Annotated in this window: 20 protein-coding genes and 1 pseudogene; 5 read left to right on the top strand and 16 right to left on the bottom strand. The window is 67.9% G+C overall.

Translation table 11 applies throughout. From position 1 onward, the window contains the following. Positions 1–235 precede the first annotated feature (235 nt). From DIE13_RS10690 to DIE13_RS10675, 4 genes and pseudogenes are all read right to left on the bottom strand, one after another. A pseudogene (locus DIE13_RS10690) lies at positions 236–1,922 on the bottom strand (FMN-binding glutamate synthase family protein). Between the two features lie 47 nt (positions 1,923–1,969). After that, entirely contained in the window at positions 1,970–3,130 is a 1,161-nt protein-coding gene (gene mnmA, locus DIE13_RS10685; RefSeq protein WP_124827114.1) for a tRNA 2-thiouridine(34) synthase MnmA, read from the bottom strand. After that, a complete protein-coding gene (locus DIE13_RS10680; RefSeq protein WP_124827113.1) occupies positions 3,127–3,636 on the bottom strand; it encodes an NUDIX hydrolase in 510 nt (169 codons plus the stop codon). The genes mnmA and DIE13_RS10680 overlap by 4 nt, the downstream gene beginning before the upstream one ends. Positions 3,637–3,828: 192 nt before the next feature. Next, the gene (locus tag DIE13_RS10675; protein ID WP_124827112.1) at positions 3,829–4,749 is read right to left on the bottom strand and encodes a LysR family transcriptional regulator; all 921 of its coding nucleotides are present in this window, start codon (positions 4,747–4,749) and stop codon (positions 3,829–3,831) included. 81 nt (positions 4,750–4,830) lie between these two features. On the opposite strand from DIE13_RS10675, the gene DIE13_RS10670 reads away from it, so the two are divergent. Then, positions 4,831–5,754 (top strand): carbon-nitrogen hydrolase family protein, encoded by a 924-nt coding sequence (locus DIE13_RS10670; RefSeq protein ID WP_124827111.1) that lies wholly within the window; start codon positions 4,831–4,833, stop codon positions 5,752–5,754. Positions 5,755–5,815: 61 nt separating this feature from the next. Here the strand turns inward: DIE13_RS10670 and DIE13_RS10665 are convergent, their stop codons facing one another. From DIE13_RS10665 to DIE13_RS10630, 8 genes are all read right to left on the bottom strand, one after another. Next, a complete protein-coding gene (locus DIE13_RS10665; RefSeq protein WP_096506390.1) occupies positions 5,816–6,502 on the bottom strand; it encodes a helix-turn-helix transcriptional regulator in 687 nt (228 codons plus the stop codon). Positions 6,503–6,575: 73 nt separating this feature from the next. After that, positions 6,576–6,980, bottom strand: a complete 405-nt coding sequence (locus DIE13_RS10660; protein ID WP_124827110.1) for a VOC family protein — start codon at positions 6,978–6,980, stop codon at positions 6,576–6,578. A gap of 298 nt (positions 6,981–7,278) precedes the next feature. After that, entirely contained in the window at positions 7,279–8,577 is a 1,299-nt protein-coding gene (locus tag DIE13_RS10655) for a class I SAM-dependent RNA methyltransferase (protein WP_124827109.1), read from the bottom strand. A 166-nt stretch (positions 8,578–8,743) separates the two neighbouring features. Further along, positions 8,744–10,867 carry a site-specific recombinase gene (locus DIE13_RS10650; RefSeq protein WP_124827108.1) on the bottom strand — a complete coding sequence of 708 codons (2,124 nt, stop codon included), beginning with the start codon at positions 10,865–10,867 and terminating at the stop codon, positions 8,744–8,746. Positions 10,868–11,296: 429 nt separating this feature from the next. Beyond that, complete coding sequence (locus DIE13_RS10645) at positions 11,297–12,013, bottom strand: membrane integrity-associated transporter subunit PqiC (protein ID WP_124827107.1); 717 nt, start codon at positions 12,011–12,013, stop codon at positions 11,297–11,299. Beyond that, complete coding sequence (locus tag DIE13_RS10640; protein ID WP_124827106.1) at positions 12,010–13,629, bottom strand: intermembrane transport protein PqiB; 1,620 nt, start codon at positions 13,627–13,629, stop codon at positions 12,010–12,012. Before DIE13_RS10640 ends, DIE13_RS10645 begins: the two co-directional genes overlap by 4 nt. After that, positions 13,622–14,251 (bottom strand): paraquat-inducible protein A, encoded by a 630-nt coding sequence (locus DIE13_RS10635; RefSeq protein ID WP_124827105.1) that lies wholly within the window; start codon positions 14,249–14,251, stop codon positions 13,622–13,624. Before DIE13_RS10635 ends, DIE13_RS10640 begins: the two co-directional genes overlap by 8 nt. After that, positions 14,248–14,913, bottom strand: a complete 666-nt coding sequence (locus tag DIE13_RS10630) for a paraquat-inducible protein A (RefSeq protein WP_098549722.1) — start codon at positions 14,911–14,913, stop codon at positions 14,248–14,250. Before DIE13_RS10630 ends, DIE13_RS10635 begins: the two co-directional genes overlap by 4 nt. Before the next feature lie 259 nt (positions 14,914–15,172). On the opposite strand from DIE13_RS10630, the gene DIE13_RS10625 reads away from it, so the two are divergent. The 4 genes from DIE13_RS10625 (at position 15,173) to DIE13_RS10610 (ending at position 18,399) form a co-directional block, all read left to right on the top strand. Further along, positions 15,173–15,733, top strand: a complete 561-nt coding sequence (locus DIE13_RS10625; RefSeq protein WP_124827104.1) for a cytochrome b — start codon at positions 15,173–15,175, stop codon at positions 15,731–15,733. Between the two features lie 8 nt (positions 15,734–15,741). After that, the gene (locus DIE13_RS10620; RefSeq protein WP_124827103.1) at positions 15,742–16,302 is read left to right on the top strand and encodes a YceI family protein; all 561 of its coding nucleotides are present in this window, start codon (positions 15,742–15,744) and stop codon (positions 16,300–16,302) included. A 63-nt stretch (positions 16,303–16,365) separates the two neighbouring features. Beyond that, entirely contained in the window at positions 16,366–16,947 is a 582-nt protein-coding gene (locus tag DIE13_RS10615; protein ID WP_124827102.1) for a YceI family protein, read from the top strand. 174 nt (positions 16,948–17,121) lie between these two features. Further along, on the top strand, positions 17,122–18,399 hold the full coding sequence (locus tag DIE13_RS10610; protein ID WP_124827101.1) for an MFS transporter: 1,278 nt from the start codon (positions 17,122–17,124) through the stop codon (positions 18,397–18,399). Between the two features lie 19 nt (positions 18,400–18,418). Here the strand turns inward: DIE13_RS10610 and DIE13_RS10605 are convergent, their stop codons facing one another. The 4 genes from DIE13_RS10605 to yajC all read right to left on the bottom strand — a co-directional run bounded on the left by DIE13_RS10605 (position 18,419) and on the right by yajC (position 23,552). Then, positions 18,419–19,972 (bottom strand): S41 family peptidase, encoded by a 1,554-nt coding sequence (locus tag DIE13_RS10605; RefSeq protein ID WP_124827100.1) that lies wholly within the window; start codon positions 19,970–19,972, stop codon positions 18,419–18,421. Positions 19,973–20,131: 159 nt separating this feature from the next. Next, on the bottom strand, positions 20,132–21,082 hold the full coding sequence (gene secF / locus DIE13_RS10600) for a protein translocase subunit SecF (RefSeq protein WP_096505089.1): 951 nt from the start codon (positions 21,080–21,082) through the stop codon (positions 20,132–20,134). 18 nt (positions 21,083–21,100) lie between these two features. Continuing rightward, complete coding sequence (secD, locus tag DIE13_RS10595) at positions 21,101–23,122, bottom strand: protein translocase subunit SecD (RefSeq protein ID WP_124827099.1); 2,022 nt, start codon at positions 23,120–23,122, stop codon at positions 21,101–21,103. A gap of 106 nt (positions 23,123–23,228) precedes the next feature. Further along, the gene (yajC, locus tag DIE13_RS10590) at positions 23,229–23,552 is read right to left on the bottom strand and encodes a preprotein translocase subunit YajC (RefSeq protein WP_006401647.1); all 324 of its coding nucleotides are present in this window, start codon (positions 23,550–23,552) and stop codon (positions 23,229–23,231) included. Positions 23,553–23,574 lie beyond the last annotated feature (22 nt).

Raw genomic sequence — 23,574 nt, 5'->3', positions numbered from 1 at the left:
CCATTAGCAGAGGGCATGGTAGGCCGCGAGGCTGAAGGCCCGAACATGAAGGACCGCGATTAGGACGGTGGAGGCTCGATGCGAGCCGATGAAGCGCAAGCCCGTGAGAGCGGGGCCATGACGCAGGAGCCGGGGCGGAACCGCACGTACGGTGGTGTGGGAGGGCTGAGGGGGTGACCCCTCTCCCTACCCGATGCGGCCCGCCCGGGCGACGGGCAATCCTGCGCATCCGCCGTTACTCGATCGATGCGTAGACGGTCTCGCCGAGCACGAACGAATCGCTGCGCGAGATCGGCCACCACTTGTCGTACAGCGTATAGCCGCAGGTCTGGCCGTCGAGCAGCGCGCCCGGCTTCAGGTACTTAAGCAACTGCGACATCAGCCGCACCTCGTGCGGCGCGACGCGCTGCACGATGTGATGCGCGCGCAGCTCGGACGGATGGCCGAGGCCGGCCGCCTGCACGAGTTCCTGCAGCGCGTGCAGCGTGTTGCGGTGGAAGTTGTACACGCGCTCGGCCTTGTCCGGCACGACGAGCGCGCGCTGGCGCACCGGGTCCTGCGTGGCGACGCCGGTCGGGCAGCGGTCGGTGTGGCAGTGCTGCGCCTGGATGCAGCCGACCGCGAACATGAAGCCGCGCGCCGAGTTCACCCAGTCCGCGCCGATCGCGAGCGTGCGCGCGATGTCGAACGCGGTGATGATCTTGCCGCTCGCGCCGATCTTCACGCGGTCGCGCACGCCGATCCCGACGAGCGTGTTGTGCACCAGCAGCAGCCCTTCCTGCAGCGGCACGCCGACGTGGTCGGTGAATTCGAGCGGCGCCGCACCGGTGCCGCCTTCCGCGCCGTCGACGACGATGAAGTCCGGCACGATGCCGGTTTCGATCATCGCCTTCGCGATCCCGAAGAATTCCCATGGATGGCCGATGCACAGCTTGAAGCCGGTCGGCTTGCCGCCCGACAGCGTGCGCAGCCGCTCGACGAATTCGAGCAGCCCGCGCGGCGTCGAGAATTCCGAGTGCGTGGCGGGCGAGATGCAGTCCTTGCCCATCGGCACGCCGCGCGTCTCGGCGATCTCGGGCGTGATCTTCGCGGCCGGCAGCACGCCGCCGTGACCCGGCTTCGCGCCCTGCGACAGCTTGATCTCGATCATCTTGACCTGCGGCTCGGCGGCCTGCTTCGCGAACTTGTCCGGGTTGAACGTGCCGTCGTCGTTGCGGCAGCCGAAGTAGCCCGACGCGATTTCCCAGATGATGTCGCCGCCGTTTTCGCGGTGGTACTTCGACAGCGAGCCTTCGCCGGTGTCGTGCGCGAAACCGCCCCTCTTGGCGCCGAGGTTCAGCGAGCGGATCGCGTTCGCGGACAGCGAGCCGAAGCTCATCGCCGAGATGTTGAAGATCGAGATGTCGTACGGCTGCGCGCGGTTCGCACCGACGCGGATGCGGAAATCGTGGTTCGGCAGCTTCGTCGGCGCGAGCGAATGGCTGATCCATTCGTGCGCGACGGCCTTCACGTTCAGTTCGGTGCCGTACGGACGGTTGTCGGCGACGTTCTTCGCGCGCTGGTAGACGAGGCTGCGCTGCGCGCGCGAGAACGGTTTTTCGTCGGTGTCGTCCTCGACGAAGTACTGGCGGATTTCAGGCCGGATGAATTCGAACAGGAAGCGGAAGTGGCCCCAGAGCGGGTAATTGCGCAGGATCGCGTGACGGTCCTGGTTCAGGTCGTACACACCGAGCGCGACGAGGGCGACGGGGATGATGATCCACAGCCAGGAAAGCATGTGGGCAGACGCGAGTGCGGCCGCCGCGACGAGCAGCAGGACGGCACACCACATCGCGAGGTAGCGTCGAGAAAGCATGGGGACTCCGTAAGAAAAATGCCGCCATGCGTACGCTGTGAAGGCGGCGCGCCGGCCGCGGCGCAATCGTGTTCCGCCGGGCGCGGCGTGCCGCAAGTCTAAACCGAATGGATGTCAGCGTGCGTCGGCGAGCGCCGGCACATGGCCTTCCGCTGCGGCCCGGCCGGGCTGGCCGGTGGCCGCGGACTCGATGATGCCGCCGCCTAGGCAGATTTCACCGTCGTACAGTACGGCCGACTGGCCGGGCGTGACCGCCCATTGCGCATCGTCGAACGCGAGCGAGAAGCGTGCTTCGCCTGCCGGGCCGGGTGCCGCGACGCCGAATGCGCATGCCGCATCGGCTTGCCGGTAGCGCGTCTTCGCGCCGCACGAGAAGCCTTCGGCCGGCGGCTCGCCCGCGACCCAGCTCACGTTGCCGGCGACGAGCTGCCGCGACAGCAGCCACGGATGGTCGTGGCCCTGCACGACGTACAGCGTGTTCGACGCGATGTCCTTCGCGGCGACGAACCACGGTTCGCCGCTGCCGTCCTTGCTGCCGCCGAGGCCGATGCCCTTGCGCTGGCCGAACGTATAGAACGCGAGGCCGATGTGCTCGCCGATGACCTTGCCGTCCGGCGTCTTCATCGGGCCGGGTTTCGTCGGAAGATAGCGGTTCAGGAAGTCGCGGAACGGCCGTTCGCCGATGAAGCAGATGCCGGTCGAATCCTTTTTCTTCGCGTTCGGCAGCCCGATCTGCGCGGCGATTTCGCGCACCTTCGTCTTCGGGATCTCGCCGAGCGGGAACATCGTCTTCGACAGCTGCGCCTGGTTCAGCCGATGCAGGAAGTACGACTGGTCTTTCGTATGATCGAACGCCTTCAGCAGCTCGAAGCGACCGTCGCGCTCACGCACGCGCGCATAGTGGCCCGTCGCGATCATTTCCGCGTCGAGCGACATCGCGTGATCGAGGAACGCCTTGAACTTGATCTCGGCGTTGCACAGCACGTCCGGGTTCGGCGTGCGGCCGGCCGAGTATTCGCGCAGGAATTCGGCGAACACGCGGTCCTTGTATTCGGCCGCGAAATTCACGGCTTCCACGTCGATGCCGATCAGGTCGGCCACCGACACGACGTCGATCCAGTCCTGGCGCGTCGAGCAATATTCGCCGTCGTCGTCGTCTTCCCAGTTCTTCATGAACAGGCCGACCACGTCGTACCCCTGTTCCTTCAACAGCCACGCGGTCACCGACGAATCGACGCCGCCCGACATGCCCACTACTACACGGCGCTTGCTCATTTGTTTACCGCCTGACGGTCGAATGCGTCCGGACGCGGCGCGACCGAATGCGTGTGCACGAAATCGAGCGGAATGCGCCGCCCGGCGAGATAGTCGTCGACGCAGCGCATCACCGCGGGCGAGCGATGCCGCTCGCTGCATGCGCGCAGTTCGTCGGCGCTCATCCACAGCGTGCGGACGATGCCGTCGTCGAGCGCGTGGCCCGGCAACGGCTCGCCGACCGTGCCGCAGAACGTGAAGCGCAGGTAGGTCGCGCCGGCGGTGCCGGGGCGCTCGTAGTGCGCGAGATAGACGCCGACGAGCGCGTCGGGAGCGAACGGATGCGCGGTTTCCTCGAGCGTCTCGCGGATCACGGCGTCGGCGAGCGTCTCGCCGGCTTCGAGATGGCCGGCCGGCTGATTGATGCGCAGGCCCGTCGAGGTTTCTTCCTCGATCACGAGAAAGCGGCCGGCGCGCTCGATCAGCGCTGCAACGGTCACGTGCGGGGTCCAGATTTCGGGTTTCATGGTTCAGCATTTTACCGGTTGCGCCCGGTCGCTGCCGGCCATGTGGTTAGACGAATCCGACCCTGATCGTTCGTCCGGCGCAGGCGGCTCGCCTGCATCGTCGCGCCGCGAGCGGATGGCCCGGCCTGCCGGTGGCAGCGGCGAGCCGGGGGCACGGGAGCCGGATTCGCAAGCCGAATCTTGCCCTGTTTTTCACGGTGCGACGATCCGGGCGATGCACGCGGCGATCGTATCCCGCACGCGCACGATCGCCGGGTCGCGCTGCGTGCTCGTGCGCCAGCCGATCTCGACCGGGTAGCGCGGCAGCTCGACCGGGCACGCGAGCGCGCGCAGCGACGTCGAGCGAGCGATGGCGCGGGCGGCGTGCGCCGGAATCGTCGCCACCGCATCGGAGCCGGCGAGCAGGTACGGCAGCGCGGCGAAATGCGTGGTCGACGCCGCGACGCGCCGCTTGTGACCGAGCGCGGCCAACGCCTCGTCGACGATTCCGATCACACCGCCCGACGACACGAGCAGGTGGTCGCGCTGGAGGAAATCGTCTAGCGCCAGCGTGCGCGGCGCGCGAGCGCGGCCGGCCGGATCGATCAGGCACGCGTAGCCGCCGGTGGCGACCGCCCGCCGGCTGAGCCCGTTCGCCGAAAACCCGCCCGACGCGATCGCGAGATCGACGCCGTGCCGCAGCAGTGCGTCGCCGGCGATGCCGCTGTGCGTCTGCCGGAAGATCAGCCGGATCCCCGCGGCTTCCTGCGCGACCGCGTCGATCAGCGCACGGCCGAGCGCGATCTCGAAGTCGTCCGACAGACCGATCGAGATCGTGCGGCCGATGCGTTCGCCGCCGTCGGCCGCGATCGCGAGGCTTTCGCGGCAGCGGTCGAGCGCATCGGACAGGATGGGCTTCAGTTCGTCCGCGCGCGGCGTCGGCGCGAGCCCGCGGCCGGTGCGCACGAACAGCGGATCGGCATAGATCACGCGCAGCCGCGCAAGCGCCGCGCTGACGGCGGACTGCGTGAGACCGAGCCGCAGCGCCGCGCGGCTCGCGCCGCCTTCCTCGTACAGCGCCTCGAACACTTTCAGCAGGTTCAGATCGAGGTCGGCGATATCATCTGAATTCATGTCAGTTATCGTTGTATCGATTTGATCGATGACATCATATCGATAAAGATGGCGTCACCCCATTCATCTGGAGACGCCCTCATGTCCACCTCAGTCATCGCCGCGCTGCAGATCGGCGCCTCGCCCGCCGGCACGCGCGCCACGCTCGACACGATCCTCGGCTACGAAAGCGCGATCCGCGACAGCGGCGCATCACTTGTCGTGCTGCCCGAGGCCGTGCTCGGCGGCTATCCGAAAGGCGAGATCTTCGGCACGCGGCTCGGCTACCGGTTGCCCGAGGGGCGCGATGCGTATGCGCGCTACGCCGCGCAGGCGATCGACGTGCCGGGGCCGGAAACCGACGAGCTGGCCGCGCTGTCGCAGCGCACGGGCGCGAGCCTCGTGGTCGGCGTGATCGAGCGCGGCGGCAGCACGCTGTACTGCACGGCGCTCTTTTTCGATCCGCGTGACGGGCTCGTCGCGAAGCACCGCAAGCTGATGCCGACCGGCACCGAGCGGCTGATCTGGGGGCAGGGCGACGGCTCGACGCTGCCGGTGGTCGACACCGCGGCGGGCCGCGCGGGCGCCGCGATCTGCTGGGAGAACCACATGCCGCTCCTGCGCTGCGCGATGTACGCGAAAGGCGTGCAGATCTGGTGCGCGCCGACCGTCGACGAGCGCGATCTGTGGCAAAGCTCGATGCGGCACATCGCGCACGAAGGGCGCTGCTTCGTCGTGAGTGCATGCCAGGTGCAGCCGTCGCCGCGCGCGCTCGGCATCGACGTGCCGGGCTGGGATCCCGAACGGCCGCTGATCCGCGGCGGCAGCGTGATCGTCGGGCCGCTCGGCGACCTGTTGACGGAGCCGCTGATCGGCGAACCCGGGCTCGTGACCGCGCGTATCGATACCGACGAACTGGTGCGCGCGCGTTATGACTTCGACGTGGTGGGGCACTATGCGCGCGCCGACGTGTTTTCGCTGCACGTCGACGAGCGGCCGAAGCGTCCGGTGGTGTTCGGTGAATGACGGGCGTTGCCGGGGCTCGCGGGCGCCGGCGAACGAACAGCGGCAGCGGCCGACGTGCGTGTCAGCGCATCGGCGCTTCCGCGATCCGCATGTAGTCGGCGATGCGCCTTCCTTCCATGTCGGGAAACTGCTCGTGCACGGTGATGTCGCCCATTCGCGCGATGTCGAAGGTGCGGAAGTCGTCGCGCAGCTCGCACCACGCGCCGATCGTCCAGCGTCCGCCCCAGTAGACGAGCCCGAGCGGCCACACGCGGCGTTGCGTATGGGCGCCGAGCCGGTCACGGTAGCCGAAGCTGACGACGTGGCGCGTGTCGACCGCCTGGTGGATCGCGTCGACCTTCCCGCAAAACGTCTCGTCGATGTGGAACGACGGGGCGAACACCGGCAGGCGATCGAGCGCCGTGCGCTTGTCGGCCGGCATCGCTGACGCAATCTTCGCGAGCGCCGAGCGGGCGCCGCCGGCAAAGCGCGCGCCTCCCCAGGTTTCGAGCATGCGTGCGCCCACCGCGAGCGCCGCGAGCTCCTCGGCGGTGAACGTGAGCGGCGGCAGGCTCGCGTTGCGGTTCAGCCGGTAGCCGATGCCGGCTTCGCCTTCGATCGGCACCCCTGACAGTTGCAGGTCGCGCACGTCGCGATAGACCGTGCGCGGCGACACCGACAGCCAGTCGGCGAGCTGCTGCGCGGTCGTCAGACGCCGTCCGCGCAACAGCTCGGCGATCTGGAACAGACGGTCGGCACGGCGCGTCATGGCTGCACCTCGACTCCAACGGCTACGGGGACTTCGCGATGATAGCGCCGCGCCGGCCCGGTCGTCGGTGCGCTCAGTGGCATTTCGGCGCGTGCAGGCCGACGCGGTTGCCTTCGGTATCGATCAGATAGCCGATGTAACCATAGTTGTTCGGCAGCTCGACGACCGTACCCTGCACGATGCCGCCCGCGCGTTTCACGCGTTCGAGCGCCGCAACGACCGATTCGCCGGCGTTCAGGTAGACGAGCACGCCGTTCGCGCTCGGCTTCATCTGCTGCGGATCGAACACGATGCTGCCGCCCGTGCTCGACGCTTCGTGATCGAACATGGCCATCGGCACGCCTCCGATGACTTCGCGCTGCAGCGTGGTTTGCAGCACGGTTTCGTAAAAACGGATCGCGCGATCGAAATCCAGGGATGGGATATCGAACCACGCGATCGCGCGTTCCAGGGTTGCGGTTGCAGTTGCGGACGTCACGACGAGCTCCTTGTTGTTCGGGTTCTTGATGGAAACCAGCCTTGCATTGCGCCGGGATTGCAGTGTGATCGCGTGCTGCTGACAGCGTGCTGTCAGTAGTCATCGCGGCGCTGACACGAGGCGATTCCGGTGGGCAGCTTCGGCGGGGGCCGGCCGGGGGCGCCGTGCAGGGGCATCGAAGGGGACTGGTGCGGCACCGCGAGCATCGGCGCCGCGCAAAGCAAAACGCCCGGCGGGAGCCGGGCGTCGTCAGGATATCAGCAGGCGGCCGCAGCGGCCGTCCGGCGAGTCTCGTGCGTCACGCGTCGCCTTCCGGCGTAGCCGGGCGCGCCTTCACGCTGCCGGCGATCAGGTCGAAGCGGAACAGCCGGCATTCGAGCGCGCCGTTGAACAGCGGCGTCTTCGCCGATTCACGCAGCCGCAACTGGCCCGGCAGCGAACGGTCCGACGTCAGCAGGAACGCCTGCCAGCCGGTGAAGCGTTGCTTGAGCGCATCGCCGAGCGCGTTGAAGAACTCGCTGTCCGGCGCGTCGGTGTGCGTACGGCGGAATGCGTCGTCGTTGCCGCGGTTGCGGCCCGTTTCACGCACCTCGCCGCGCGCGCTGCGACCGCGCACTTCGATCCGCTCGCCGTACGGCGGGTTCGCGAGGATGATGCCCGGGCCGTCGCACGGCGGCGTCATCCCGCGCGCGTCGACCTGCTTGAGCCATACCGACGGCACGCCCGCGCGTTCGAGGTTCGCGCGTGCCTTCTCGAGCATGTCGCCGGAGATGTCGCTGCCGTACACGCCGAGCGAATCGCGCTTGCCGCGCGCCGCGCGCTTCGCGTCGAGTGCGGGGACCTTCAGGCCCTGCCATGCGGTGATGTCGTATTGCTTGAGCTTTTCGAAGCCGAAGCGGCGCTCGACGCCCGGCGCCACGCCGAGCGCGATCTGCGCGGCTTCCGCGAGGAACGTGCCGCTGCCGCACATCGGGTCGTACAGCGCCGTGCCGGGCGTCCAGCCCGTCAGGCGCAGGATGCCGGCCGCGAGGTTCTCGCGCAGCGGAGCCGCGCCCTTGTCGAGACGCCAGCCGCGCTTGAACAGCGGCTCGCCCGACGTATCGAGGTACAGCGTGCATTCGGTGGCCGTCAGGAACGCGAACACGCGCACGTCCGGCGCACCGGTGTCGATGCTCGGCCGCGAGCCGGTCTTCTCGCGCATCCGGTCGCAGATCGCATCCTTCACGCGCAGCGTCGCGAATTCGAGGCTTTTCAGCGGCGACTTGATCGCGGTGATGTCGACGCGCAGCGTCTGCGTCGATGCGAACCAGCGTTCCCACGGCTGCTCGAGCGCGAGCGCGTAGACGTCCTGTTCGTTGCGGTACGGGCGGTGCGCGATCTTCAGCAGGATCCGGCTCGCGATCCGCGAATGGAGGTTCGCGGCCATGCCGGCAGCCCAGCCGCCGCGGAAATGGACGCCGCCCGGCACCTGCGCGCCCGCGGTGAACGGCGCGCCGTCCAGATGACGGCCGGCGATCTCGGCCAGCTCGGCGGCAAGCGCCGCTTCGAGGCCGCGCGGGCAGGGAGCGAAGAATTCGTACAGGGTGGGCGAGGACATAAGGCGGGTGAGGACGTGCAAAAGTCCACTATTGTACGCGGCGCGGGCGGCGGGAGCCGGCGTTGCGTCCGATTCGGGACGCGGGCGGCCGATATGCAGGCCGCGCGGGCGCGCCGGGTGGCCCGCGCGGCGATGCCCGGCGGGGCGCCGCGCGGGCGTCGGGCGGTCAGTGCGAGCCGGGCTGGCCGGCCTGCGCTGCGGGGCCGCCGGCCGGCCAGAACAGCGCGGACGGCTTCGACAGCACCGTGCGGACGATCGCGGCGACCAGCGCGCGCACCTTGGTGCGGCGCAGGCTGCGCGAGCGCACGGCCATCGTGAACGCGAGCGCGAAGCTCACGAGCACGTTGAGGATCGCCATGCTCAGCACGCCGGCGCACGCCCACCACAGCTCGGGCGTGCTCAATGCGTTCTTGCCGAGCACACCGAGCGCGACGCCGATCGAGCCGGCCGACAGCGTCACGTGCCGCACTTCGAACGGGAACAGGAACACCGTGACGATCGCCGGGATCAGGCCGAGCATCAGGCCGAGGCCGACGTTCGCGACCACGCCCGCGACGTTCGAGCGGCAGAAGTGCGCGAGTTTCGCGGCGCCGGCCGCGCCGAGCGTGAGCCGCAGCCGGCGGTTGTACGCGAGCGCGTCGCCGACCCGGTGCAGCACGAACCAGTTGTCGGCCCAGCCCGCGAGCAGGCTCGACGCCCACAGCAGCACGCCCGTGAGCGCCGCATAGAACGGTGTCGGCCCCATCAGCGAGAACGAGTGCAGCGTCGCGTGCGCCTTCTCAGGCGAGATCAGGTTCGCGTGCAGCACGTTGCCCGCGAACAGCTGCACGAGCAGGCAAACGGGGAGCACGACGAGCACGTTGCCGGAGATCGCCGCGGCCTGGGTGCGGATCAGTGCGATCACCGACGCGACGAACGCTTTCACGCCTTCTTCGTGGGCGGTGTCGTCGAGCTCGCGCGCGAGCGTCGGTGCGGTCATCGCGGGCTGCTTGGTCGCGAGCGTGAAGTGCAGGAAGTGCATCAGCATGAAGCTCGCCGCATAGTTGACGCCGGCGAGCAGCCCTTCGAGCATCGACTGCAGGTGCGCGCCCGTGATCGCGAACTTCACGCAGACCGTCGCGACGGTGACGAGGCCGCCGCCCGCGGCCATGCGCAGCATCTTTAGATACTCGGCGCGGCCGCGCGAGATGTAGTGCTCGCCGGTATCCGCGTTCGTCTCGACGAGCTTGCGCGCGAACAGCGAGAAGTTGCTGCGCACGAGGTGCGACACGCTCTGGCTGTTCTGGTTCGCGTCGACGAGTTCGGCGGTCAGGCGCGCCATGCCGCGCAGGTCGTCGCGGGCCATCCACGCGTTGAGCAGCATCTCGGCGCGCAGGATCCGCATGCGCATGCGCTCGACCTGGAACACGATGTCGACCGACACGCCGTTGCGGTACAGGTGCGCGAATACGTCGTCGACCGCGATCCGGCATTCGTCGAGCAGCACGCGCAGGTAGTTCACCTCGTGCAGCAGCTTGTTCTGGTCGCCGCCGTCCTCGACGGCCGCGTGCGCGGTCTCGACCGCGAGCATCGCACGCGTGAGGCGGTAGAACGGCTGCGTTTCGAGCGGCTTGCGCGCGTCACCGTCGGACAGGCGGCTGCGCACCGTCTGCGACAGGCCGGTCGAGCTGATCTGGCAGGTCAGGTTGTGCAGCGCGGCCAGCAGGTCGCGCGAGAACGAGCCGGGCTCGTGGCGCTCTTCTTCGGTGACGTCGAACGAGATCAGCTCCGCGAGGCGTGCGAGCAGGTCGTCGGGCAGCGCGTCGATCCATTGCGCGTCTTCCGGCGTCGGGAACATCAGCGTGAACAGCGCCGTCAGCTCGCGGCGGTTCGGCGCGGGCGGGATCAGCGACGAGTCGATCCGCTCGAACAGCGCGCCGAAGAAACCGGAGTGCACCGGCATGCCGGCGTCGCACAGCAGCGAGATGCCGTCGCATTCGCGCAGGACGCCGCGCACGATGCGCGCCGCGTGCGACTTCCACGCGGGATTGCGCTCGAGCACGTGGAACAGATAGCGCAGCCGGGCGTGCGCCGGATACGCGCGTGTGCCGGCGTCGCGTTCGGCAGGCGCATCCTGCGCGGCCTGCATCGAACCGTTGCGGCGCAGCCAGTGCGCGAGCTCGATCAGCCATTCGCTGCGCTCGGCGTACGACGCGTCCGCGTCGGCGTGCGCGAGCAGGGCGTCGAGCTGGTGGGCCGCATTGCGCGACGCGCGCCACTTCTTGATCAGGGTCGTCAGGGAACGAAACATAAACGGAATAGCGAAAGCCCTGGACGGGCGGGTTCGGGATGCCGGCCGGAAATGCGGCGCGGCGCCGGGAGAACGGATGAGGCTGGCCGGGTTGCCGGGCGATGCGCGGCAACCCGCGATGCGGCTGCCCCGACGCGGTGCACGCGGACACGCGTGCGAGCCTCGGGAGACACGACGATCGGACCGGACGCGGCCCGATTGCCGCTGGCTGACGCGCACGACCGACGGGCGGCGCGAGCCTGGAAGTGCGTAGGATCGTCAATCGGGCGCGAAAACGCAAGCTGACCGCGTTGCGTGGTGCCGGTTCCGGCGGATTTTGCCAAACAATGCAAAGCGGTCGTTCGGCCGATGCGTGCCATCGGATGCGCGGCGGGGGCCGCAGCAGCCACACGGGCGAACGCATCGCACGTTCGTCCGTGTGTCGCGCGCTTACGCGCCGGACTTGCCCGTCGCGCCCGCGTCGCTGCCGGCCATCGGGTTGGCCGGGCACGGCACGACGGGCGCCGTGGCCGTCTTGCTGCCGGATGCAGTTGCCGTACCGCGCCGTGCCGCCATGGCGCGCACGCCGGCCGCGGCCTGCGATGCAATCACGTCGAGCGCGCGCCGGTGGCCGGCGACGAGCGCGTCGTAACCGTCGGCGACGGGTTCCGCGACGCTCGTGCGGCACGTCATCACCGCCTGCGTGGCGAGCGAACGCACGCTCCACACCGCATCGATCGCCGCCCGCTTGCCGGGCCACGATTCGAAGCGCTGCACGTTCACGCTGATGCGATAGACGGGCACGCCGGGCGGATACGCGGAGTTCGCGACGTCGATCGTGCCGAGCTGCGCGGCGAGATCGTCCGACAGCGCGCGGCGGATCTCGTCGGCGGGCGGCGCGGCCCAGCGCTCCTGTTCGAGCACGTCGACCTGCGCGGCATTCTTCTGCACGACCAGCTGGTTCTTCGCGACCTGTTCGGGCACGCCGACGGACGGCACCTCGATCAGGAATGCCGGATTGGCGGGCGCGGTGCGCACGGCCGTCGTGGCGTCGGCCGGGCTCAGCGTATAGAACCGCGCGGGCGGCGAGCTGCATGCGGCGAGCGCGAGCGCGGCGCAGATTGCCGCCGCGCCGCTCGCGAGCGCGTTCATGCGGGTCGTCGTCATTGTTGATCTCCTGGCTTGCCCTTGATCAGCGATTCGGGATGGCGCTCCAGATAGTCGGCGAGCGCATTCAGCGATTGCAGCGTGCGCGTAAGTTCCTTCAGCGCGCCGCGCACGTCGGATTGCAGCGGCGAATCCTGCTGCAGCGTCGCCTCGGCGGTCGAGAAGGTCTGCTTCGCGGCCGACAGCGTGTCGCGCGCTTCCGGCGCGACCTGCGTGTCGAGCTGCTTGAACAGCTTGTCGGCGTTCGACAGCGCGCTGTTCAGGTTCGCGCCGATCTGGTCGAACGGCACCTTGTCGAGTTTCTTCGCGATGTCGGCGACCTGCAACTGCAGCTCGTCGAGCGTGTTCGGCACGGTCGGCAGCTCGAGCGGCTGGCGCGTCGCGTCGATCTTCGCGGCCGGCGCCTTCGGGAAGAAGTCGAGCGCGACGTACAGCTGGCTCGTCAGCAGGTTGCCGGTGCGCAGCTGGCCGCGCAGCCCGTGCTGGACCAGACGCTCGACGATCTCGCGGCGGGCCGGTTCGCCCTTGCTCTCGATCGCTTCGCGGAAGCGTCGGCCAAGCCGCTCCGGATACACGTTCATCGTCACCGGCATCAGGAAGTTCTTCGTCTTCGGATCGTAGTCGATGCCGATGTTCGTGACTTCGCCGAGCACGATGCCGCGGAAGTCGACCGGCGCACCGACGCCGAGCCCGCGCAGCGACTGATTGAAGTTCATCACGACCTGCAGCGGCTGGCCGTCCGGGTCGCGCATCGCGTCGGTCTCGTCTGAGCCGAGGCGGAACGTCGTGTTGTTCGGCGCGGTGGCGCCGCTGTCCTGGTTCGGCGGCGTCTGGAACGCGATGCCGCCGAGGATCACCGTCGCGAGCGACTGCGTGTTCAGCTTCAGCCCGCTCGAATCGAGCCGCAGGTCGACGCCGCTCGCCTGCCACCAGCGCGAGTTCATGCCGACGTACTGGTCGTACGGCGCATTGACGAACACGTTGAACGTGACGCCCGTGCCGTCCTTGTCGAGCGAGAAGCCGACCACCTGGCCGACCTGTACGCGGCGGTAGTAGATCGGCGAGCCGATGTCGACGGAGCCGAGCGAATCGCCACGCAGTACGTACTGCGTGCCCTTCTGGTCGCCCGTCACGGCCGGCGGTGTCTCGAGGCCGGTAAAGTCGGTCTGCGAGTCCTGCCCGTGGCCGGCGTCGACGCCGATGTATGCGCCCGACAGCAGCGTGCCGAGCCCGGACACGCCGGTCGCACCGACGCGCGGCCGCACGATCCAGAAGCGCGAGCCCTTGACCGCGAAGTCCTCGGCCTCCTTTTTCAACTGAACCTGGACGAGCACGCGCGACAGGTCTTTCGACAGCTTGATCGTCTTGACCATGCCGATCTCGACGTCCTTGTACTTGACCTGGGTCTTGCCCGGCTCGAGCCCTTCGGCGCTGTGGAAGCTGATCGAGATTTCCGGGCCGCGCTCGCGCACGGACTTGATCACGAGGCCGATGCCGATCAGCGCGGCGATCAGCGGCACGAGCCAGACGAGCGACGGCAGCCAGCCGCCTTTCGTCGAGATCGTCGGATCGGGCGGCCGGGACGCGTCGTTCTGCGGGCCTTGCGGACTATTCATGGTGTTTCCCTGAGGTTTCGACTGGATCCCAGATCAGGCGGGGATCGAACTGCATCGACGCGAGCATCGTCAGGATCACGACCGAGCCGAACGCGAGCGCGCCGGGGCCGGCCGTGATGACGGCGAGCGAGCGGAAATGGACGAGCGCGACGGTGAGCGTCACGACGAAGATGTCGAGCATCGACCAGCGACCGATGCGCTCGACGATCCGGAACAGGCGCGTGCGTTGCAGCGGCCGCCAGGCGGTACGTCGCTGCGCGCTGATCACGAGGATCGTCAGTACGCCGAGCTTGAGCATCGGCACGAGGATGCTGGCGACGAACACGACGACCGCGAGCGGCCAGTCGCCAGTGGTCCAGAACAGCACGACGCCGCTCATGATCGTGTCTTCCTGCGAACCGACGATCGACGACGTGCGCATGATCGGCAGCAGGTTTGCCGGAATGTACAGAATCACTGCCGCGAGCAGCAGCGCCCACGTGCGCATCAGGCTGTTCGGCGTGCGGAAATGGAGCGCGGCGCCGCAGCGCGTGCAGTGCGCGTGCGGTGCATCGATCGTCTGCACGAGCCCGCAGACATGGCAACTGGCGTAACCCTCGCGGGCGGCGGTGGGCGTCGTCATCGGCGGGCGGCTTCCGGCAGCGGCGCGGCATCGTCGGGCGCGGCGGGCGAGCGGCCGGCGCGCAGGTCGTCGGCGATGTCCCACAGCGTGCGCGGATCGAACATCAGCACGACGGCGATCATCAGCGTGAGCGCGCCGAACGCGAACAGCGCGGCTTCCGGCACGACGCGCGCGAGGCTTACCATCTTGACGATCGTTACGAGGATGCCGAGCATGAACACCTCGATCATCCCCCACGGGCGCACGAGCTGGATCGCGCGCAGCACGGCATTGAAGCCGGGCGGCACGACGCCGCGGCGCATCGGCAGCAGCAGGTACAGCAGCGCGGCCATCTCGACGAGCGGAAACAATACGGTCGAGCAGAACACCATCACGCCGACGATCGCCATGTCCTGGCGCCACAGCGAATCGATCGCGCCGATCAGCGTCGTCTGCACGCGATTGCCGTTCACGTCCATTTCGAGGATCGGAAACGTCTGCGCGATGACGAACGTGATCAGTGCGGCGAGTGCGAGTGCGCAGATGCGCTCGAGTTGCGCGGCGCTGTTGCGGTAAAGCAGCGCGTCGCAGCGCGGACAGCGCGCGATTTCACGGCCGCTGAGACGCGGTTTATGCAACAGTGCGTCGCATTCGTGACAGGCAATCAGGTCGTATCGTTGCATGGGAGAAGCGGTTGTGCGACGGGCGGGGGGACGCGTCGACGGGGCCGGAACCCGCGCCAATCTTACCAAAACGCCTTTTTCGGCGTGTCAACGTTCGGTTACCGGGTGACTGGTCGGTAACATGGCGTAAACATGGCGGCCCGCTGACATGCCTGTCGTCAGAGTCCGCGCCCTTCAAAAGGTTGCGGTAGCATGGCGCCCTTGACGAGCGTCGGATGCATTTTCCGGCGCAGCCGTTCGCTCAACTGAGGAATCCAGGATGACATCGAATCCGCTGTCGGCCAAGCCGACACGTTATACGCAGACGGCGATCGCGTTGCACTGGCTGATCGCGCTGCTGATCGTCTGCGGCTTCGCGCTCGGCTGGGTGATGACGGACATTCCCGGTTTCACGCCGACGAAGCTGAAGTACTTCTCGTGGCACAAGTGGATCGGCGTGACGGCGTTCGCGCTGGCCGTCGTGCGCGTGCTGTGGCGCGCGACCCACGCGGCGCCGCCGCTGCCGGGCAGTACGCCGGCGTGGCAGCGTGCGGTGTCGCATGGCGTGCACATCCTGCTGTACGTGCTGATGCTCGTGATTCCGGTCACCGGCTACCTGTACAGCTCGGCGGCGAACATCCCGGTCGTCTACCTCGGCGTCGTGCCGCTGCCGCGCCTGATCGATCCCGATCCGGTGCTGAAGGAAACCTTCAAGACGCTGCACGTGTCTTTGAATTACATTTTGCTTGCACTCGTCTCGCTGCACGTGCTCGCGGCGATCAAGCACCAGGTGTTGGACCGCGACGGCCTGCTGTCGCGAATGCTTCCCTTTGCCAAATGAAGGATCTCATGAAAGTGTCTTTCTCCCGTTCCATGCTGACCGCGTTCGCCGCGGTGTCGCTTGTCGCGTCGGCCGCGGCGCACGCCGACGTCGATCTCGCGAAGAGCAAGGTGTCCGCCGTGTCGAAGCAGATGAACGTGCCGACCGAAGGCGTGTTCAAGAAATTCTCCGCGCAGGTGAAGTTCGACCCGGCGAAGGCCGCGCAGGGCAGCGCGCAAATGACGATCGACGTGGCCAGCTACGACCTCGGTGACAAGATGTACAACGACCAGGTCGCGGGCAAGGACTGGTTCGACGCGAAGACGTATCCGCAGGCGACTTTCGTGTCGTCGGCGATCGCGCCGGCGGGCGGCAACAAGTACAACGTGACCGGCAAGCTGACGATCAAGGGCAAGGCCGAGACCGTCACGGTGCCCGTCACCGTCACGCAGAACGGCGCGACGCAGACCTTCGACGGCGTGCTGCCGATCAAGCGTTCGACGTTCAACGTCGGCACCGGCGAGTGGAAGGACACGTCGGTCGTCGCGGACGAAGTGCAGATCAAGTTCCATCTCGTCGCCACGAAGTAAGCGACGAGTGTCGCATGACCCGAATGCCGCGCGAGGGCGCGGCGCCGTTCCAAGGAGAAAGAGTTGAAAAAGCATCTGATCATCGCAGCGGGCGCGCTGGCTGCTTCGCTGTCGTTCCCGGCCTTCGCCGATAGCGCGACGTACCAGTTCGATCCGAGCCATACGTACCCGAGCTTCGAGGCCGACCACTTCGGCGGCCTGTCGGTCTGGCGCGGCAAGTTCGACAAGTCGAGCGGCACCGTGACGCTCGACCGCGCGGCGAAGACCGGCACGGTCGACGTGACGACCGACATCGCGTCGATCCACACCGGCAGCGCGAAGCTCGACGAGCACCTGCAGACCGCCGATTTCTTCGACGCGGCCAAGTACCCGCAGGCGAACTACAAGGGCGCGATCAAGTTCGACGGCGACAAGCCCGTGGAAGTGGTCGGCAACCTGACGCTGCATGGCGTCACGAAGCCGTTGACGCTGAAGATCGATTCGTTCAAGTGCATGCCGCATCCGATGCTCAAGCGTGAAGTGTGCGGCGTCGACGCGGTCGGCGAATTCAACCGCGACGATTTCGGCCTCGACTACGGCAAGCAGTACGGCTTCAAGATGAAGACGAAGCTGCTGATCACGGCAGAAGCCATCAAGCAGCAGTAACGCGCCCGGCCGGGCCGGCCGTTGCACCAGATCGCCGGCCCGTCGCATGCCAGCCGCCGCGCTTCCTTTCCCGGGGGGCGCGGCGGTTTTTTTGCGCGCCTATAATCGTCGGCACAGTTCGCGGCGCGACACCGGGCGCGTCGTGCAGAACATACAACGACAAGGAGATCGCCGATGCACGCCGTCATGCAATCCAGCTCCGTTGCCTCGTCGCCGCGCGTGTGGCGCGCGGTGGTCGCCGCGTCGATCGGCAACGCGCTCGAGTGGTTCGATCTCGTCGTCTACGGCTTCTTCGCGGTCACGATCTCGAAGCTGTTCTTCCCGTCCGGCAACGACACCGTGTCGCTGCTGCTCACGCTCGGCACGTTCGGCGTGTCGTTCTTCATGCGCCCGCTCGGCGCGATCGTGCTGGGCGCGTACGCCGACCGCGCGGGCCGCAAGGCCGCGCTCACGCTGTCGATCCTGCTGATGATGGCCGGCACGCTGATCATTGCGGTGCTGCCGACCTACGGGACGATCGGCGTCGCGGCGCCGCTGATCCTCGTCGCCGCGCGGCTCATGCAGGGCTTCTCGGCCGGCGGCGAATTCGGCAGCGCGACCGCGTTCCTCGCCGAGCACGTGCCTGGCCGGCGCGGCTTCTTCGCGAGCTGGCAGGTCGCGAGCCAGGGGCTCACGACACTGCTCGCCGCCGGCTTCGGCACCGTGCTGAACGCGCAGCTCACAGCCGACCAGATGGCCGCGTGGGGCTGGCGCGTGCCGTTCTTTTTCGGGCTGCTGATCGGGCCCGTCGCGTACTACATCCGCTCGAAAGTCGACGAGACGCCCGAATTCCTCGCGGCCGAAAGCACCGCGAGCCCGTTGCGCGACACGCTCGCGTCGCACAAGGCCCGACTCGTCGCCGCGATGGGCGTGGTGGTGCTCGGCACCGTCGCGACCTATCTCGTGCTGTTCATGCCGACCTACGGCGTGAAGCAGCTCGGCCTCGCACCGTCCGCCGCGTTCGCGGCGATCCTCGTCGTCGGCGTGATCCAGATGGCGTTCGCGCCGCTCGTCGGCCACTGGTCGGATCGTTACGGCCGCGTGCGCGTGATGCTCGCGCCGGCGGTTGGCATCCTCGTGCTGATCTATCCGGCGTTCGCGTATCTGGTCGCGCATCCGGGCTTCGGCACGCTGATCGCGCTGCAAGTGCTGCTCGCGTTCCTGATGACCGGCTATTTCGCGGCGCTGCCGGGCTTGTTGTCCGAGGTGTTTCCGGTGCAGACGCGCACGACCGGGATGTCGCTCGCGTATAACGTCGCGGTGACGATTTTCGGCGGCTTCGGGCCGTTCATCATCGCGTGGCTGATCCGCGCGACCGGGATGAAGACCGCGCCGAGCTTCTACCTGATGTTCGCGGCCGTGCTGAGTCTCGCGGCGCTGATCGTGCTGCGCCGGCGGTTCGGGTTCCGGTGATCGGGCGCGCGGCGGCGCGTCAGCTGTCGCCGCGCTCGCAGACCGGCCGAGCCGGCATCAGTTGCGCGGGCGCGTCGATGGTCTGCACCGGCCGGCCGGCGAGCGCAGCGAGCGCCTGCTGCAACTGCCAGTCGGCGGCCGTGCCGAATTCGCGTTGCGGCAGCGCCGCGCTCTTCGCCGTATCGACCTTTGCGCGCGTTCGCTCGTCGCGCAGCTTCTGCCGCGCGGTGCGCACCTGCGCGAATGGATCGGGCGCCAGCCGGTCCGCATACGGCGCGCGGGCGAGATCGACTTCCCGGTACCACAGCAGCACGCCGTCGACGTCCGCGTCGCGGCGCGGCGGCACGAGCCAGTCCGGCACGACACCGTAGCCGTCCATCGGGCAGCCGTTCGGCCGCAGGTTGCGCGCGAACGTGAAATTGAGCCGCGTGCCGTCGATCAGGTCGACACCCGTCTGCGCCAGCCCCTTGCCGTAGGTCGGCATCCCGAGCAGCCGCGCGCGGCCGAGATCCTTCAGTGCGGCCGCGGTCGCTTCGGCGGCCGATGCGCTCTGGCCGTCGACGAGCACGACGAGCGGCACGGTACGCCACCAGTCGTCGGCCTGCAGCGGCGCAAGCGGATCCTGGCCGTGCATCACCGGCAGCTCGTAGTCGGGCCAGTTGGTCGTGAAGCGGCGGCGTTTCGTCCCGTCGCGTTCGAGCGTCACCATCGCGGTACGGTCGCGTCCGGCGAACAGCGCGGTGATGCCGATCGCCGCATTCAGCGCGCCGCCGCCGTTGATGCGCAGGTCCAGGATCACGCCTTTCACCGGCGGCCCCGCGCGGCGGGCGGCCTGCACCGCGTCGATGTAGCTGCCGACTGCAGGCTCCGGGAAGCTCGACAGCCGCGTGTAGAGGATGTCGCCGTCGAGCCGCTTCGCGGTCGCCGGATGCGGCCTGACGATCGCTCGCACCGGCGCGAAGGTCAGCGTGGCAGCGTCCGGGCCGCGCCGGACCGTGAGCTTCAGCGGCACGCCCGCGTCGCCCTTTGCGAGCTTCACGACTTCGCTGCTGTCGACGCCGACCACGCTCTGGCCGTTCATCGCGACGACGAGATCGTCGGGCCGCACGCCGGCCCGCTCGGCGGGCGCGTCGGGGATCACGTCGATGATGTGCATGCCGTCGGGCCGTGTCTCGAACACGATGCCGATGCCCGGCGTGCCGTCGCGTGCGCGGCGCTCGTCTTCGAGCTGTTGCAGGCGCTCCTTCGCGTTGAAGAAGCGAGCGTACGGCAGCGTCTTGATCCCGTCGTGCACGGTGGCGTCGAGCAACGCGCCGATGTCGACGTTGGTCAGGTGCTGCTTCTTCAGCACCTCGACGGCGGCCTTCAGTTCGCAGAGCTGCGGTTCCCAGTCGGGCGGGCAGGGTGACGGTTGCGGCGCGGCAGCAGGCGGGGAAGCGGGGGGCAGGGTTGCGGCGGGTACGGACGCGGGTTGCGCCCGGGCAGCCGATGCGCATGCAACGAACGCAGCCGCGGCGGCGGCACCGGTACTCCAGGCGACGATGCGACGAACGACACGTGTGGCAGGCATCATGAGACCGCGGCTTTGACGGGTGGCGTGGCGGGATGGTCACGCGATTGTAGCCGACGGCCCGTGCCGGCGCGCCGGGGGCAGCGGGCCGCGGCGCGCGCATGAAAAAAGGCCGGCCCACGCGGGACCGGCCTTCGGGTATCCGTCGAAACGGCGCGGCGCTTAAACCTGCGCGCCCGCGTTCGGATCGTCCGGATCGTGAGCGGCCTTCTTTTCCTTCAGCAGGTCTTCGCGCTTGATGCCGAGCCACATCGCGAGCGAGCCCGCGACGAACACCGACGAGTAGATACCGAACATGATGCCGACCGTCAGCGCGAGCGCGAAGTAGTGCAGCGTCGGGCCGCCGAAGAAGAACATCGACAGCACCATCATTTCCGTCGACGTGTGCGTGATGATCGTACGCGACATCGTGGTCGTGATCGCGTGGTTGATCACTTCCTGCACGTTCATCTTGCGTTCGCGGCGGAACGTTTCGCGGATCCGGTCGAAGATGACGACCGACTCGTTGACCGAGTAGCCGAGCACTGCGAGCACCGCCGCGAGCACCGCCAGCGAGAACTCCCACTGGAAGAACGCGAAGAAGCCGAGAATGATCACGACGTCGTGCAGGTTGGCGATCACGCCGGCGACCGCGTACTTCCATTCGAAGCGGAACGACAGGTAGATGACGATGCCGATCACGACGCACGCGAGCGCGAGCAGGCCGTCGGTCGCGAGCTCCCGGCCGACCTGCGGGCCGACGAACTCGACGCGCTGCAGCGTGACGTCCGGACTCTGCGCCTTCAGCGCGCTCATCACCTGGTCGCTCTGCTGCGCGGACGTGAGGCCCTGCTTCAGCTGCAGGCGGATCAGCACGTTGCGCGACGTGCCGAAGCTCTGCACCTGCGCGTCGGCGTAGCCGAGCTTGCCGAGCGTATCGCGCACGGGTTCGAGCTGCGCGGCCTGCGGGTACTGCACCTCGATCACCGTACCGCCGGTGAATTCGACGGACAGGTGCAGCCCGCGGTGGAACAGGAAGAACACGGCGGCGAGGAACGTGACCAGCGAGATCACGTTGAACACCAGCGCGTGCCGCATGAACGGAATGTCTTTACGGATGCGGAAAAATTCCATGGCTTCTTCTCCGGGGCCTTATTGGGTCGAGCCCGGTTTCTTCGGCGACACGCCGTGCTGCGCGCGATTGCGCAGCTGCGGCTTGCCGGCGCGCGGTGCGTTGCCCTTCGCGGGAGCGGCGAGCCTCGCGGCGCGTGCCGTGTCGGTCGATTCGTCCGCCGCGGCGAACGACGCGCCGGCAGCGGCGCCTTCCGGCTTCCACACCTGGCCGATCGCGAGCGACTTCAGCTTCTTGCGGCCGCCGTACCAGAGGTTGATGATCCCGCGCGAGAAGAACACCGCGGAGAACATCGACGTCAGGATGCCGAGGCAGTGCACGATCGCGAACGCGCGAACCGGGCCCGAGCCGAACGCGAGCAGCGCGAGGCCGGCGATCAGCGTCGTGACGTTCGAGTCGAGAATCGTCGCCCATGCATGCGCGTAGCCGGCCTGGATCGCGAGCTGCGGCGGCTGGCCCGCGCGCAGTTCTTCACGCACGCGTTCGTTGATCAGCACGTTCGAGTCGATCGCCATACCGAGCGCGAGCGCGATTGCGGCGATACCCGGCAGCGTCAGCGTCGCCTGCATCAGCGACAGCACCGCGACGAGCAGCAGCAGGTTCACCGACAGGCCGATCACCGACACCACGCCGAACAGCATGTAGTACGCGATCATGAACACGGCAATAGCGCAGAAGCCCCAGATCACCGAGTGGACGCCCATCTTGATGTTGTCCGCGCCGAGGCTCGGGCCGATCGTGCGTTCCTCGATGATCTCCATCGGGGCGGCGAGCGAACCGGCGCGCAGCAGCAGCGCGAGGTCGGCGGCGGCCTGCGGCGTCGGCTGGCCCGTGATCTGGAAGCGGTCGCCGAGTTCCGACTGGATCGTCGCGACCGTCAGCACTTCGCCCTTGCCCTTCTCGAACAGCACCATCGCCATCGGCTTGCCGATGTTGTCGCGCGACACCGAGCGCACGGCGCGGCCACCGGCCGAGTCGAGGCGGATGTTGACCGACGGACGCTGGTGTTCGTCGAAGCCGGCCGACGCGTCGATAATGCGGTCGCCGGTGAAGATCACGTCCTTCTTCAGCAGCACGGGCACCTGGTTGCCCTGCGTGAACAGTTCGTCGCCCGGCGGCACCGGGTCGTTCGGGTTCGGGTGCGTGTTGAGCGGGTCGGCGAGACGCGCTTCGAGCGTTGCGGTGCGGCCGATGATGTCCTTCGCCTTCGCGGTGTCCTGCACGCCCGGCAGTTCGACGACGATGCGGTCGCTGCCTTGCTGCTGCAGGATCGGCTCGGACACGCCGAGTTCGTTCACGCGGTTGTGGAGCGTCGTCAGGTTCTGCTTGAGCGCGGCGTCCTCGACGGCCTTCTGCACGGCCGGCGTGAACGTGCCGACGACTTGCGTGCCGCCGCCGCCGGGCTGCGTCGCCCATTGCAGTTCGGTGACCGATGCGGCGAGCACCTTGCGGGCGTCGTCCGCCGTTTGCTGGTCGCTGAAGTTGACGACGACGGACTGGTCGACGCGGCTCACGCCGCCGTCGCGGATGTTCTTGTCACGCAGCAGCGTGCGGGCGTCGGACGCGTCGGAGTCGAGCTTCTTCGTGAGCGCGCCCGTCATGTCGACCTGGAGCAGGAAGTGCACACCGCCGCGCAGGTCGAGGCCGAGATACATCGGCAGCGCGTGCAGTGCGGTCAGCCAGCGCGGCGACGCGCTCTGCAGGTTCAGTGCGACGACGTACTGCGGATCGTTCGGGTCGGCGTTCAGCGACTTCTGCAGCAGATCCTTGACGCGCATCTGCGTATCGGTGTCCTTCACGCGCACGCGGATGTTCGCGTTGGACGCGGTGTTCTCGAAGGTGACGTCGTCCGGTTTGATCTGCGCGGAGGCGAGCGCGGATTCGACCTGGGTCAGCGTGGTCGAGTCGAGCTTGACCGTGGCCTTGCCGCTCGACACCTGCACCGCCGGCGCTTCGCCGAAGAAATTGGGCAATGTGTACAGAAGGCCGATGGCGAGCGCCACGACCATCACGACATATTTCCAGAGTGGATAACGATTCATGAGGGGGCCGAACGGGTGGTTGGCGTGAAAGCGTCGCGTCCGGCGCCGCGGCGGCCCGCTCTCTCAGGCAGGCACGGCGCGGGGAGCCGGACGCTCGGTGAAAGCCTTACAGCGACTTGATCGTGCCCTTCGGCAGAATGGTCGTGACAGCAGCCTTCTGCACGGTGATTTCGGTGCCTTCGGCGATTTCGACGCCGATGTAGCCTTCGCTGACCTTCGTCACCTTGCCGACGAGGCCGCCGCTCGTGACGACTTCGTCGCCCTTCGCCATGGCCGCGAGCATGTTGCGGTGTTCCTTCTGGCGCTTCATCTGCGGGCGGATCATGATGAAATACAGCACCGCGAACATCAGGATGAGCGGCAGGAAGCTCATCAGGCTCGATTCGGCGCCACCGGCACCTTGCGCGAAGGCATTGGAAATGAACGGCACGTTGGTCTCTCCGTAGGGGAAG

Source organism: Burkholderia sp. Bp9016 (genome assembly GCF_003857765.1).
Taxonomy (GTDB): domain Bacteria; phylum Pseudomonadota; class Gammaproteobacteria; order Burkholderiales; family Burkholderiaceae; genus Burkholderia.
The sequence above is the reverse complement of the archived record's forward strand: the minus strand, read 5'-3'. Positions and strand labels throughout refer to the sequence as shown.

Coding starts and splice junctions, on each gene's coding strand:
- mnmA (WP_124827114.1), bottom strand. CDS start 3,130: ATGAGCAAGCGCCGTGTAGTAGTGGGCATGTCGGGCGGCGTCGATTCG.
- DIE13_RS10680 (WP_124827113.1), bottom strand. CDS start 3,636: ATGAAACCCGAAATCTGGACCCCGCACGTGACCGTTGCAGCGCTGATC.
- DIE13_RS10675 (WP_124827112.1), bottom strand. CDS start 4,749: ATGAATTCAGATGATATCGCCGACCTCGATCTGAACCTGCTGAAAGTG.
- DIE13_RS10670 (WP_124827111.1), top strand. CDS start 4,831: ATGTCCACCTCAGTCATCGCCGCGCTGCAGATCGGCGCCTCGCCCGCC.
- DIE13_RS10665 (WP_096506390.1), bottom strand. CDS start 6,502: ATGACGCGCCGTGCCGACCGTCTGTTCCAGATCGCCGAGCTGTTGCGC.
- DIE13_RS10655 (WP_124827109.1), bottom strand. CDS start 8,577: ATGTCCTCGCCCACCCTGTACGAATTCTTCGCTCCCTGCCCGCGCGGC.
- DIE13_RS10650 (WP_124827108.1), bottom strand. CDS start 10,867: ATGTTTCGTTCCCTGACGACCCTGATCAAGAAGTGGCGCGCGTCGCGC.
- DIE13_RS10645 (WP_124827107.1), bottom strand. CDS start 12,013: ATGACGACGACCCGCATGAACGCGCTCGCGAGCGGCGCGGCGGCAATC.
- DIE13_RS10640 (WP_124827106.1), bottom strand. CDS start 13,629: ATGAATAGTCCGCAAGGCCCGCAGAACGACGCGTCCCGGCCGCCCGAT.
- DIE13_RS10635 (WP_124827105.1), bottom strand. CDS start 14,251: ATGACGACGCCCACCGCCGCCCGCGAGGGTTACGCCAGTTGCCATGTC.
- DIE13_RS10630 (WP_098549722.1), bottom strand. CDS start 14,913: ATGCAACGATACGACCTGATTGCCTGTCACGAATGCGACGCACTGTTG.
- DIE13_RS10625 (WP_124827104.1), top strand. CDS start 15,173: ATGACATCGAATCCGCTGTCGGCCAAGCCGACACGTTATACGCAGACG.
- DIE13_RS10620 (WP_124827103.1), top strand. CDS start 15,742: ATGAAAGTGTCTTTCTCCCGTTCCATGCTGACCGCGTTCGCCGCGGTG.
- DIE13_RS10610 (WP_124827101.1), top strand. CDS start 17,122: ATGCACGCCGTCATGCAATCCAGCTCCGTTGCCTCGTCGCCGCGCGTG.
- DIE13_RS10605 (WP_124827100.1), bottom strand. CDS start 19,972: ATGATGCCTGCCACACGTGTCGTTCGTCGCATCGTCGCCTGGAGTACC.
- secF (WP_096505089.1), bottom strand. CDS start 21,082: ATGGAATTTTTCCGCATCCGTAAAGACATTCCGTTCATGCGGCACGCG.
- secD (WP_124827099.1), bottom strand. CDS start 23,122: ATGAATCGTTATCCACTCTGGAAATATGTCGTGATGGTCGTGGCGCTC.